The sequence below is a fragment of the Burkholderia sp. MR1-5-21 genome, assembly GCF_053427715.1.
Window position 1 is genome coordinate 1 of the sequence record NZ_JBSAXD010000011.1, and the last position, 12,657, is coordinate 12,657.

Here is a 12,657-nt window from a genome sequence, read left to right on the forward strand (position 1 = left end):
TGTGACGACGATGCGGCGGGCAGAAGCGGGCCAACGCCCCTGACCCTCGGCCCACGTGCCGGGTCGCCTGTCCTGACCCTCGATGGACAAGCGACCCCGTTTTCACGCCGTGCGGCGGCATTCATGCATCAGCGGCCAATGTACAAGCCGCATGGCGATCCGGTCTTGCAAATCCGGGCGCGTGAGCCGCTTGACGTGTTCCCCGTATCGGGAGATCCGCCATATGACATGTCCGTTTCGGCTTGGGCGGATGCGTTGGCGTTGTCCATCATCTTGAGACCGCTATCCTGCACCGTCTGGTGCGAGTACGACGGAACCGCCCGCACGTCCTTTGCGCTTGCGATGCCCGGCACGAGAAGCAAAGCGCTGACTGCCATCAACATCAAACCTGATTTCATATCGAGACTCCTTCAACGTTGGGCCAGTTGTCTGAGTCTTTTTCTCCGACAGTTCGCCTATCCGGACGCCCGCTTGGAACGCTGCTCCCAGCACCAAAGGCAGATCGGTTCACGTCATCGGGACGAACGGGAGCAATCGGCTGCCACCCGCTGTCGGGCGGGCTGTCCGAACTTGTTCTTCAACTGCTGACGAATAGTGCGCCCGTGATAGGGGCGCCACAGGGCGGGTGCGCTCATGGGCTGAAAGCCCGCGCGCAGAGAAGGCACACACTGCAATTGTGTTATATGCCGCCGGCTCAGGAGTTCAACGGTGTCGTTCGGTGACGATCTCGGCATACGGGGTCGGTGTGGAACGTGGGATCAATGGAGGGAGACTCGGCCGGCTCCAAGAACGGGCGCACTTCCTCGACTTTCTCGAACACGCAGTCTCGCCGCGCGGATGAAATGTCCGTTGATCAGCCGACTGCACCCGCAGTCGGCCGATCGCCACCTGCCGTTCCTGGACCTATCGACGCTCGACCTCAATTCGTTCGTTTTCGTCCGGGTCGAAAACCAGCCGTGCGATCGTCAGACCTTTGACGAAAACGCGCCCACGCAGCGCCATCAGTTCACGCCGACGGCGCTCCACGCACGTGCGACCGTCGCGCTCTCGACCGAATTCGCGCCATACAGGTCATTCGCCGCCTGGATCGACGCGCGCCGCGCGCTCGGGTAGCTGGAATTGGCAGTCAGGTATATGGTCAGCGTCCGGTACCAGATCTTGCCGGCCTTGTCGCGGCCGAGGCCGCCGAAGCTGGCGTCGCCGTTGCAGACGAGCTGACTCTTCGACAGGCCGGTGTCGGTCGCCGGCACCACCGGGCCCTCCGACAGCAGGTAGAAGAAGCGGTTGCCGACGCCCGACGTGAAGTGCGGATCGTGGCGCGGATTCGACCACGAGAAGCCGCCGGACGGATAGCAGCTGTACGACCGGCCGTCGAGATCCTGCTTGTACATCTTGCGCAGGCCGCCGCTCACCACGCGCGCGCCGATCACGTAGTTGCCGGGATCGTTCGGGTTGTTCGCGTAGAACTTCACGAGCGTGCCGAAGATGTCGGACGTCGACTCGTTCAGGCCGCCCGCGTCGCCCGAATAGTTCAGGTTCGCGGTGGCCTCGGTCACGCCGTGGCTCATCTCGTGCCCGGCCACGTCGACCGATACGACGGGCTTCGGCAGGCTCGTGCCCGGATCGCCGTCGCCGTACGCCATCACGTGCGACGGCAGCCATGCCGCGTTCGCGCCGGTCGTGCCGCTGCCGGTGTCGAACACCACGTGGGCGTAACTCTTCACGCCGCGGCCGTCGTTGAAGATGCCCGTGCGGTTGTGCGCAGTCTTGTAGTAGTCCCAAGTCAGCGCGAGGCCGTAGTCGATGTCGGCAGCGACGGTCTGCCGGTCGCTGGTCGTGTTGTTCCCCCAAACGTTCGTGCTGCTCGTGAAAACCGACAGGTCGGTCGCCCGCTCGACGTCGTCCGAGGTCAGGCCGCGGCCGTCGTAGACGGAGCCGCCGCCGCGATTCGGATCGAGCATCCGGTACGCGTTCGTGCCGGTCTGGTCGGTTGTCAGCGGCAGGTTGCCATAGTAGAGCGAACGTCCGGTGCCGGTCGCGGCGGCAGTCTTGATCAGATCCTGCGCGTCGAGCACGTTGCCCGTGCGCGCGTCGACGTAGTAAAGCACGGCTTCGCCGTGCGCGTCGGTCGCCTTGCCATACACGCGCACCGCGTAGGCCAGCGTCGGTGCGGTGTCGCGCGCGAATACGACGAGATCCGGGCCCTCGACGCGGCGCACGTCCGCGCCGAAGCGCGCGGACGCGACGCGGCGGGCCGCGACCGTGCCCACGTCGGGCGCGTTTCGTACCACGAAGCGGTCGCCGACCTTGCCGATCTTGCCGGCGAGATTGATCGGCGCGGGTTGGCTCACGCTCGCCTGCTTCAGCTGCCCCTGGCTCGAGTGGACGACGACGTCGCCGCCGACCACGGGCAGGCCCGCGTAGAAGCGGTCGAAGCGCACGTGCTCAGTGCCATTGGGATCGACGATCACGTCGCGTACCTGGAACTGGTCACCCTCCGCCGGCGCGCTCGCTTGCGCGGCCGCGAACTTCAGTGTGCGGACAGCACTGCCGGTAGCCAGGCTGAAGGCGGCCGGGTTCTGCTGGATCAGTTGCAACGCCCGGTCGACCGCGGCCTGCTGGTCGCCGGCTTGGGCAAATGCGCCGAGACTGGCAACGGAAATCGCAGTGATGGACAGCAGGCGAGACAGTTTCTTCATGTAATCCCCCAGATAATGAACGAATATGTAATTCGCGGAAAATGCATTAGGTAAAGACATTAATCATCAGAGGTGCCGCGAACTGCAGAGCCATGCTAGGAGGTAATTTTGATATTTACAATATATTTACCGAAAAATTAATATTTGTTTGTGGAGATGTTAATCGAGTCAGGCTTTGGTGAGGAATCTGAAACGATCTTGTGTGGCCTGTTGGGGTGCCGGCGACATTGGGCCGGTGGAGCGTGTGGGGGAGATATGCGACAGGTGCGGTGACGCTGCGTCCGGGGCAGTGCGGCAAAAGCGGAGTGCACGACGCACTCGCGAATCGATAGCGGCGGACGTATTTTTTGTTTATTGAATATTCATTTTGATTGTTGGTGGTGTTTATTGAATATCCAGTTAATCCACCATGCGATGTTTTCCAATTCAGACGACCTGCATTTCCGAATGGGCAGCGGATGTCTGGAAAGATGAAAGGGCACAGCGTCCGACAACGCGCTACACGAGGTGGCGCGTTGGTTGTCAATGGTGGATGCCGAGGCTATCCGCAGACACGCGGATTGCGCGCCGGTCTAGCGTGCGGGGGGAAAGGCAGCCGCTGCAGCTGAAGAAGTGTTTATTGCTCGCGCCCGTGCACCGCCATCAACGACGGCGACCCGGGTTCCCGATCGTCACGTTGCCGGTGGGCCGCCACGCGCCGCGTCGGTCGGTCAGGCCTTCGCCCCTTCGAGCACCGCGAGATGCATTTCGCGCCGTTCGACAAAGCCCAGCGTCCGGTAGAGTGCGATGGCGCCGTGGTTCGACGTGAGAACGTGCAGGAATGGTGTCTCGGCGCGCGCGCGGATGCCCGCGATCAGCAGCCGCATCAGCCCGGCCGCGTGACCTTGCCCCCGAAACGCGGCATCCACGCAGACCGCGCTGATTTCGGTATATCCGTCGAGCCGCATGCGCTCGCCCGCCATTGCGGCCAGCCTGCCCTGGCTGCGCACGCCGAGATAGTCGCCGAGTTCGATGGTGCGCGGGCCAAAGGGGCCCGGCTGCGCCGCGGCGGTCAGGGCGACCATCTCCGGCACGTCACCCTCGGCGAGCCTGACGTGTTCCCATGCGCTTGCGGGGTCGAGCGTGCCTTGCCAGGTCATCTGAAGCAGCGTCGCACGCCTGGTGACGGAGAACCCGGCCGGGGGCACGAGCTCGGCCGGCGTGACCAAAGCAACCGGGCCCTGCGCGTCGATCAATCCGCGCAGCGCTTCGAAGGATGCGGGACTGGCATCGGCCATCGCCGCAAAGGGCGCGATGGCCGCCGGAAACCGCAGCGCGCGCTCATCCCCGAGTGCAAACCGGCGCTGCTTGCTGGTGAGCGCGTTCCATACGACTTTGTCGAGGGGATGGTCGGTGCTCGTATCGTTCATTGCTGCTGCTTCAGACATCGATTGCTCCTGCATCGAAGGTTTTCCGTCACGCGCCGTCGGCGTCGCGGCGTTGCACGTCAGCGAATCCGCCTGCGCCGCGCGTTCACTCGCCGATCAGATGCAGCACGATATCGCGTCGATGCGCAGCGCGGCGATGCTCGAACAGATAAATGCCTTGCCAGGTACCGAGCACCATGCGCCCGTGCTCGACGGGAATCGACAACTGCACCTGCGTGAGCGCCGTGCGCAGATGCGCGGGCATGTCGTCGGGGCCCTCGGTGTCGTGCTCGTAGCGCGATGCGTCCTCGGGCGCGAGTTCCGCAAAGTAGCGCTCGAGGTCGCGCTGCACCGACGGATCCGCGTTCTCCTGGATCAGCAGCGAAGCGGATGTGTGCCGGCAGAACACGGTGAGCACGCCGGTGCGGATTGCTTGCTGTTCGACGAACGCGCGCACTTGCGACGTGAACTCGACGAGGCCGCAACCGCGCGTTTCGATGGCGATGTGTTGAATAGCCTGTTTCATGATCATTGCGGGTCGCCGCGCTCATGCGAGCGCAGCGAAGCCTTCGGTTTCGATCTGCGTGGCGTTGGCGGGGCGGACGACGCGCGCGACTTCGACGCCGTCGCGCAGGAACACCAGCGTCGGCCAGAGCTTGATCCGGAACGAGCGACCGAGCGGACGGCCGGGACCGTCTTCGACTTTCAGGTGGCGAACGGCCGGGTGGGCCGAGAATGCGTCCCGAATCGCGGGCTGCGCGCCTGAGCAGATACCGCACCAGTTGGTGCCGAACTCGATGACGGTCGCACCGGCGAGTGCGTCGACTTCCGCTCGGGTGGGCGCGTCGGCGGTGTAGGCTTGCGGAGGTTTCATTGTGACCATATGAGCTTTGAAAAGCAGACTGCGTAGCCGGCTGTGTATTGTGGCCGTATCGAGGCCTGCAGTTTTACTTTAGCGGAAAAGGGCATGCGGCGTCGGATGCCGCCCGGTTCACGCTGCTGCAATACATCAGCCTCGCATGCATCACGAAAACCGTCGAGTAAGCGAATGCGTACTTCACGACTTCGGCCGCCAGATCGAAGCGCAGAGCCGGGTCGTCGACAGCGCCCAACGCCGTACCAATCTTTAGAATCTGCGCTACCGCGCGGGCGTCGAAGGCCGGCTGGAATCGCTGGATTCGCAGCGGCAGCTGTATGCCGCGCGACAGGCGCTGCTGGACCTGCGGCGTGCCGAATTCGGCAACGCCGTCGCGCTCTACAAGGCGCTGGACGGCGGGCTGACGGAGACGGACGTTGCGCCGACGGCAGCGGCGACGCCGCCAAGCGCGCGCGCGACCGGAAAGAGTGCGAACGCGGCTTCGCAGGAGCCGCCCGCAACCTAGTGCGTGCCGGCAGCCGCTCGCGCTGAAAGGCAATCGTCAGGCATCTGAAGACAGGGGAATACCCTGTCTTTTTTTTCGTCCCTCGAGTTGGGTATCGTGACCTATGTTTTGTATCATGTGCTAGTTTAGATCGGCGAGAAAGCCAGCGTGACGACCCGACCCTGAGCAACCGTCCGTCGCGTGCCGCCTCAATCGGTCGCTGACAGCGATTTCTTTCACAGTCCTAACGAAGAAGCTATGGCAAAGAAGTCTTCCCCAGACAGCACGGCCGACATGCAGCGCAGGCAGTGGCTCAAGTACGCCGGTGCGTCGGCTGCCGTGGGCGGTCTTGCGCTGGCCGCCCGGCCGGCAAACGCGAGCGTCGCTGGTGCGGCGGGCATCCCGGGCGATGTGCTCGACGTGGTGATCATCGGAGCGGGGCTGGCCGGATTGACCGCCGCGCGAGACCTGCGCCTGGCCGGCTGCGAATCCTTTCTCGTCCTCGAAGCGCGAGACCGTGTCGGCGGCCGCACGCTCAATTACAACGTGGAGGGCGGGCATGTCACGGAAGTCGGCGGGCAGTGGATCGGCCCCGGGCAGACGGCAGTGGCGGATCTCGCCCGCGAACTCGATGTCGGCACGTTCCCGAGCTACTACGACGGGAAGACGGTTATCCTCGGCGGCGATGGCCGAACGGAGATCGACCTGAAGGGGACCTTTGGCACTGACGAGGTGATCGGGACGAAGCTCAGCGCGCTGTCGCGGAACGTGCCGTCCGGTGCGCCGTGGACCTCGCCACAGGTCGGCGAGCTCGACAGGCTCTCGATGGGCGACTGGTTCGCGAAACAGGACATCAAGCCCGGGGACCGGATGGGCTGGAATACGTCGAGCCTGCTGTCCGGCGGCACGATGCCGGCCAGGATGGGGCTCCTGCATTTCCTGTCGATGGTCAATTCCGCCGATTGCGACTACGCGCAGCTCGATTCCATCAAGCACAGTGCGCAGGAAACACGGTTCATCGGCGGCTCGCAAATTCTCAGCATCAAGATGGCGCTGCAGCTCGGCGACAAGGTGCGTCTGTCGACCCCGGTCCGCAGGATCGCCGACTGGGATCGCGAGATCGTCACGCTGCATACCGACCATGCGGAGATCCGTGCGCGGAAGGTCATCGTGGCCATCCACCCGTCCTTGTGTCATCAGGTGCAGTTCAGCCCGTCGCTGCCGGAGAAACGTGCGGCACTGCAGCGCGCATGGCCCGCGCATTCGCCGGCGCGCAAGACGGCGATGGTTTACCGCCGTCCGTTCTGGCGTGACAAGGGGCTGAACGGGCACATCTTCCAGTTCAGCGGACCGATTCTCTGGGCCTACGACAATTCTCCGCCGGGTGGTGAAATCGGGATCATCAACGCGTTCATTGAGAACGCGATGGTCCCGTCGGAGCCGGATGCGGCGAAGCGCATGCTGACGGAGTTCTACGCGCAGGCGTGGGGCCGCGACGCATTGTCCCCGGTGTCTTACCACGATCACGACTGGGGCCGTGTCGACCCGTGGACGATCACGTGCGTGTCGGCCATCCCGCCGGGCTTCTGGAGCGCGCATGGCGACGCGCTGCACCCGCCGTGCGGCAACCTGATCTGGTCGGGTACCGAGACCGCGACCATCTGGGCCGGCTACATGGATGGCGCCGTACGCTCGGGCCATCAGGGCGCGCTTCAGGCGCTCAACGCACTGCGTCGCGCCTAGGAGAGCAATGATGAAGAAACTCGCAGTGCTCTCCGTCACGGGGATTGCCGTTGTGCTGCTCGTCGTCTTCGGCCCGAGCCTCGTCGATCTCTATCGCCTTCAGCGGTACGTGACGACGTCGGCCGAGGCCTACGAGACCGACGGCGGCGCGTGGCCGCACCTGACCGACGTGTGCATGGGCTGTCATGGCGTCAAGGGCACGTCGCTCCATCAAGGCTATCCGAGCCTGGCCGGGCAGCCGGCCCAATACGTGGCGGCTCAGCTCCACAACTTTGCGACCGGACAACGGGCCAATCCGAACATGGGCCCGCTCGCGATGACGCTGAGCGACGCCGACATCAAGGCCCTGTCCGATTACTACGCGCGGCAGCCGGCCGCCGGGAACCGTTTCTTCAAGCCGGATCCCCGATTGCAGGCACGCGGTGAGGGACTGGTGAAGGGCGGTACCTGCGCCGCGTGTCACGGCGCGCGGCTGATGGGCCAGGGCCAGTTTCCGCGACTCGCCGGGCAGGGGTACGACTACCTCGTGAAGCAGCTTGACGCGTTTGCCGGCGGCACGCGCAGCGAGGCCACCGGCGCAATGAAGAACCTCGCTTCAGCGATGTCGCCGGAAGACCGCAAGGCGATCGCCAGCTATCTGGCGAGTGTCAATCCGGCGAAAGAGTGACGAATCGTATGCAACCAGTTTCAGGAGTCTAGTCATGGATCTCAGATCAGCCAGTCTTTGTTGTTCCGCCGCCTTGTTGGCATTGACCACGGGCATCTATGGTTTGAAGTTCGTCAGGAAGCGAAACTACCTGCTTGGGTTCGAGTGGTGGGTCGTGACGTTTTCGGCCTCGAATGCGTTGGTATTCTTCGTGACCGGCTCGCCGTTTGCCTACGGTATCTCGCATTTCCTGGACGCATTTTCCAGAGGGTTCGGCATGCCGGTTGTCGCTGTTGCCGGCCTGATGGCCGTGACGCACCAATACAAGCCCTCGGTTCGCCAGGACGTGATCCTGTTCGGGATCGCCACCGTCGGCACGATCGTCCTCGTGACCGCCGATTTCCTGGACGGGATCCTGCCGTACTTCTACGTGGCAATGTGGACGGCGTTGGCGATCTATCTCGCCTACTTTGTCAGACGGCTGCTTCGCGCGCGAGAGACATTCCATGCACTGGCCACGATCGTCGCTCTGGCGGGTTCACTGGCCATTGCCTGCATCTACGACTTCTACAAGATACCGGGCGAGGCGACCAACATCGTGTTCAACTTCTACGTGCTTGCGCTGGTCACGTGGTCGTACTTCTGCGCGTCGATCTACTACGCCTATTGCGCGTTGGAGCGCGCGTAATTCGGATCGAGCGTGTCGAAGAGGGGCGAACGTTGCGAAAGCTGAAACCGTCGTATCCTGAAAGAATAGATATCCTAATCATGACGGAAACCGATCGATGCACGGTGGATCGCCGCTGGCGGCAGCGGGGTTCGCGCCCATGAGACCGGCGATCCCGACGAGGGCGCAGCGCAGGAACCAGACGCGCGAGCGTCTGCTGAGTGCCGCGCGCACGATCTTCTCGAAGAACGGATACGTCGCGGCGAGCGTCGAGGATATCGCTGCGGCGGCCGGCTATACGCGCGGCGCGTTCTACTCGAATTTCCGCAGCAAGACGGAACTGTTGCTCGAGCTGCTCAAGCGCGATCACGACGAGGTCGAGACGGCGCTGCGGCGGATCGCCGACGCGGGCGGCACGCGCGACGAGATGGAGAGGGCGTTGCTCGCGTACTACCGGCAGCGCTATCGCCGCCACGAGCCGTTCCTGCTGTGGATGGACGCGAAGCTGCAGGCGGCGCGCGATTCGCAGTTTCGCGCCCATTTCGACGCGTTCCTGCGGGAAAGGCGCGACCCGATGACAGCCGGTGGCCGCGCGTTCGCGGGACGCGCCGGCGTGTCGCTGTCGCTGTTGCTGCCCGCCGAGGTGCTGGCGCTCGGCCTGATGGGACTGTGCGACGGTGCGCAGTCCCGTCGTGCAGACGAACGTGCGTCGGATTCGGGGCGTGTGGCCGACGAACTGATCGACGCGGTGCTGGCCGGCTTCCTCGCGAATGCGGTGTTCAATCGCGCGCCCGATTGTGACGGGCGTGCGGTGTCGTGAAATCGGCTCGCTGGATGGCCGGAGCGTTGGGACGCAAGTAAGCGGCTGAAGCCGTGTCCCGTGTGTCAATCGTCCGACTTGAACGGATGCTTCCGGTCGCCTGCGTGAGCCGGCGTCGATGGTGCCCCCTCCTGTGCAGAGATCCGGGGCGGGACAGGGAAGGGAATACCCTGTCCACATTTCTGTTTTTGCTTTTGTCATCATGACCTAACATTTGCAACATGTTCTACTAATGATCCAGCCGGAAGCGTTCTCGACCCGGTTGCCATTTGACGAATCAGGAGATCTGCAATGGATGAATCCAAACGCAAGGCTTTTGCCGAGGATGGTGCTGTTCTCATCGAAGGCCTTCTCAACGAGGACCAACTGGCGCAGTGCCGGGCGGCATTCGACTGGGGCATCGAAAATCCCGGACCGATGGCCGCCAGTCTCCTCGACGGCACCGAGTACAAATCGCACAACGACAACGCGAACCCGTACGCGAAGGAACGGCTCGACGCGCTGGTCGGAACGCTGCCGTTCGGCGAGTTGTTCGCCGACCTGTGGGGATCGCAGCACATCTGGTATTTCGCCGAGGAACTGTTCCTGAAGAACGGCGGCAAGAGCGCGCGTTCGCCGTGGCACCAGGACACGTCGTACCTGCCGTGGGACGGAATGCACTTCGGCAACGCGTGGATCAGCTTCGAGGCTGTCCCGAAGCGCAATGCGCTGGAGATCGTCCGCGGCTCGCACCGCGGCATCCGCCACGACGGCACGACGTTCCAGAACGCCGAGGACCCCACCGATCCGCTGCACGGCGGCGATGTCTGGCCGCGGCTGCCGAACATCGAAGCCGAGCGTCGCGCCGATCCGGACGCTTACGACATCATTTCGTGGGCGACGAAGCCGGGCGACGTGCTGCTGCTGCACCCGGGCGTGCTGCATGGCGGCGGCGCGGTCGATGCCGAATTCCCTGATCGCCACACGCTCGTGTTGCGCTTCTTCGGCGACGACGCGGTTTTCAGCCCGCTGCCCGAGCAGAGCATGTCGGGCTTCACGCCGGCGGGCATCCTGTTCGTTGAGGAACTGGCGTCGCTGAAGGCCGGCGATCCGTTCCGCGCCCCCTGTTTCCGTCAACTCGTCTGATCAAAGAGGTTCCTGACATGGCATCGACCAACAAACGGCAATCGATCGTTCCGCCCCCGTTCCAGGCGTGGTACGACGCTTACCACTTCTCGCCGGCGACCCGCGTAGGCGACACGATCTGGGTATCCGGCCAGGTCGGCATCGGCGCGGACATGCAGCCCGCCAATGGCGTACAGGCGCAGGCGCGGATCGCGTTCGAGTGCCTGAAGGGCATTCTCGAAGCGGCGGGGGCGAGCCTTGCCGACGTCGTTGAACTGACGACTTTTCACACCAACCTGCAGGGCGAAACCGAGGCGTTCTCGGCAGTCAAGGACGCGTACTTTCCGGACCGCTATCCGTCGTGGACCGCGGTCGGTGTGACGCAGCTGGCGCTGCCCGGCCTGTGCGTCGAGGTTCGGGCTGTGGCCGTGGCCGGGTCCGGCAGCGCCTGAGCCTGCCGCGCACTGCCGCTTTTCGGGCAGCGCGGCCGGCGCGGCATCCGGGGAGGAGACACATCGAGGATGCCGCCGCCAGTCGGTCATTACCCATTGCGCGAACGCCGTTGCATACCGTTGCAATCTCGTGCGGACAGACGGAGCGCCTATGAAGTGAAACACATGTTCGACCAGGGCGCGGTACCCGCCGATAAAAATCGCAGTCCTGAGCATATGGCTTGAAGCGAAGCGAGGGACTCGGTCATTTGCTTCGCGATCCGCCGGGATACGGCAACGGGCAGTCGTCAAGTGGCGTAGTCGGGTAGCCGGCAATCGAAATGAAATGAACGCGTTTCGTCCGTGACCGGCGATTGAACGCGGAATCGGAAGGAGAACCATGATGAGGAAGCACACAATCGGAGCCATGTCCGCGATCGCAGCGGCCTTGTTGGTCGCGGCTGGAGGCGCTGTCGCAGACGACCTCACGCCGGCAGGCGCGGAACGCGGCGCGAGCAAGGACGGCGCCGTGCCGGCTTTTGCCGGGCGGCAGGCGTCGCAGTCCGGCTGGGAGTACGGCAAGTTTCGCGGCGACTTCTGGAAGCACAAGAACGAGAAGCCGCTGTACTCGATCGATGCCGCCAATGTCGACAAGTACGCGAACATGCTGTCGCCGGGGCAGATCGCGCTGATCAAGCAGCAGAAGGGCTACCGGATGGACGTGTACCCGTCGCACCGCGAATGCCAGTTGCCGGACGCCGTCGAACAGAACTCGAAGGCGAACCTGACGGCGGCGAAGCTTGCGTCGAACGGTGAAACGGTGCAGTCGGCGGTTCTGCCGGGCGTGGCGTTTCCGCAGCCGAAGAACGGTGCCGAAGCGATCCTGAACTACGAAAACCGGTATCGGGGCGAAGGCATCGAATGGCCGCTGGATGTCACGACCATCTCGCCGCGCCCGGGCAGCAGCGAGTGGATCGACGCGATCGGTCCGCAGGTCTTCTATTTCCCGTCGGGCAAGCAGGGCAAGAGCTCGCCGCAGGATGTCGACCAGCTCAGCCTCGCCGCGTACTTCACGGCCAATTCGCCGGCCGCATTGGCGGGCCAGGCGTTCGTGCAGCGCCAGTATTTCGACAAGGTATCGGAAACGTACTACTACTTTCCGGGGCAGCGGCGCGTAAGACGCATGCCGGCCTACACGCATGACGCACCGCTGATCGGCTTCGAGAACCAGTACCTGATCGACGAAGCGAACATGTTCAACGGCTCGATCGACCGGTTCAACTGGAAGCTCGCGGGCAAGAAGGACATGATCGTGCCGTACAACGCGTTCGGCATGTACGACTTCGATGCGAAGCTGCACGACGTGGCGACACCGAACGGCATCGCCGCCAAGCATCGCCGCTACGAAGTGCATCGCGTCTGGGTTGTCGAGGCGACGATCAAGCCGTCTGCACGCCACGTCGCGTCGAAGAAGGTGTTCTATCTGGACGAGGACAGCTGGCTCGCGCTCGTCGGCGAGGACTACGACGCGCAGGGCAAGCTGTGGAAGGTGCGCGAGAGCTATCCGATCCCCGTGTATGAACTGGGCGGCACCTGCGACAACGAGCCGTTCGTGCAGTACGACCTGCTCAACGGACGTTACGTGCTCGATTCGTCGCCGATCGGTCAAGACAAGGACATTCGCTGGTACGAGAAGGTCGACGATCCGCGGTTCAAGTCCGACTTCTTCACCGCCGAATCGCTGAGATCGGTCAGCGAACGCTGAATGTCGGTGGACAAA

The 12,657-nt window shown here is 63.8% G+C and carries 12 protein-coding genes and 1 pseudogene; 8 read left to right on the plus strand and 5 right to left on the minus strand.

The window, feature by feature from the left end; translation table 11 throughout:
• Positions 1 to 128: 128 nt before the first annotated feature.
• From ACV229_RS16575 to ACV229_RS16595, 5 genes are all read right to left on the minus strand, one after another.
• Positions 129 to 398 (minus strand): hypothetical protein, encoded by a 270-nt coding sequence (locus tag ACV229_RS16575; protein WP_448084190.1) that lies wholly within the window; start codon positions 396 to 398, stop codon positions 129 to 131.
• 603 nt (positions 399 to 1,001) lie between these two features.
• Complete coding sequence (locus ACV229_RS16580; protein WP_448084191.1) at positions 1,002 to 2,699, minus strand: M4 family metallopeptidase; 1,698 nt, start codon at positions 2,697 to 2,699, stop codon at positions 1,002 to 1,004.
• Positions 2,700 to 3,409: 710 nt separating this feature from the next.
• On the minus strand, positions 3,410 to 4,126 hold the full coding sequence (locus tag ACV229_RS16585) for a GNAT family N-acetyltransferase (RefSeq protein ID WP_448084192.1): 717 nt from the start codon (positions 4,124 to 4,126) through the stop codon (positions 3,410 to 3,412).
• A gap of 85 nt (positions 4,127 to 4,211) precedes the next feature.
• The gene (locus ACV229_RS16590; RefSeq protein WP_448084193.1) at positions 4,212 to 4,631 is read right to left on the minus strand and encodes a secondary thiamine-phosphate synthase enzyme YjbQ; all 420 of its coding nucleotides are present in this window, start codon (positions 4,629 to 4,631) and stop codon (positions 4,212 to 4,214) included.
• A 21-nt stretch (positions 4,632 to 4,652) separates the two neighbouring features.
• Positions 4,653 to 4,979: a thioredoxin family protein gene (locus tag ACV229_RS16595; protein ID WP_448084194.1), complete on the minus strand. Its 327-nt coding sequence runs from the start codon at positions 4,977 to 4,979 to the stop codon at positions 4,653 to 4,655.
• 190 nt (positions 4,980 to 5,169) lie between these two features.
• On the opposite strand from ACV229_RS16595, the pseudogene ACV229_RS16600 reads away from it, so the two are divergent.
• From ACV229_RS16600 to ACV229_RS16635, 8 genes and pseudogenes are all read left to right on the plus strand, one after another.
• Positions 5,170 to 5,487: pseudogene (locus ACV229_RS16600) on the plus strand (hypothetical protein); the annotation flags it as partial.
• A 237-nt stretch (positions 5,488 to 5,724) separates the two neighbouring features.
• Positions 5,725 to 7,209 carry a flavin monoamine oxidase family protein gene (locus ACV229_RS16605; RefSeq protein ID WP_448084195.1) on the plus strand — a complete coding sequence of 495 codons (1,485 nt, stop codon included), beginning with the start codon at positions 5,725 to 5,727 and terminating at the stop codon, positions 7,207 to 7,209.
• Between the two features lie 10 nt (positions 7,210 to 7,219).
• Complete coding sequence (locus tag ACV229_RS16610; protein ID WP_448084196.1) at positions 7,220 to 7,876, plus strand: c-type cytochrome; 657 nt, start codon at positions 7,220 to 7,222, stop codon at positions 7,874 to 7,876.
• A 34-nt stretch (positions 7,877 to 7,910) separates the two neighbouring features.
• Positions 7,911 to 8,543: a hypothetical protein gene (locus ACV229_RS16615; RefSeq protein ID WP_448084197.1), complete on the plus strand. Its 633-nt coding sequence runs from the start codon at positions 7,911 to 7,913 to the stop codon at positions 8,541 to 8,543.
• A 139-nt stretch (positions 8,544 to 8,682) separates the two neighbouring features.
• Entirely contained in the window at positions 8,683 to 9,342 is a 660-nt protein-coding gene (locus ACV229_RS16620) for a TetR/AcrR family transcriptional regulator (RefSeq protein ID WP_448084198.1), read from the plus strand.
• A 291-nt stretch (positions 9,343 to 9,633) separates the two neighbouring features.
• Positions 9,634 to 10,467 (plus strand): phytanoyl-CoA dioxygenase family protein, encoded by an 834-nt coding sequence (locus tag ACV229_RS16625; protein ID WP_448084199.1) that lies wholly within the window; start codon positions 9,634 to 9,636, stop codon positions 10,465 to 10,467.
• 17 nt (positions 10,468 to 10,484) lie between these two features.
• Complete coding sequence (locus ACV229_RS16630; RefSeq protein WP_448084200.1) at positions 10,485 to 10,898, plus strand: RidA family protein; 414 nt, start codon at positions 10,485 to 10,487, stop codon at positions 10,896 to 10,898.
• Positions 10,899 to 11,277: 379 nt separating this feature from the next.
• Entirely contained in the window at positions 11,278 to 12,642 is a 1,365-nt protein-coding gene (locus ACV229_RS16635) for a DUF1329 domain-containing protein (protein ID WP_448084201.1), read from the plus strand.
• Positions 12,643 to 12,657 lie beyond the last annotated feature (15 nt).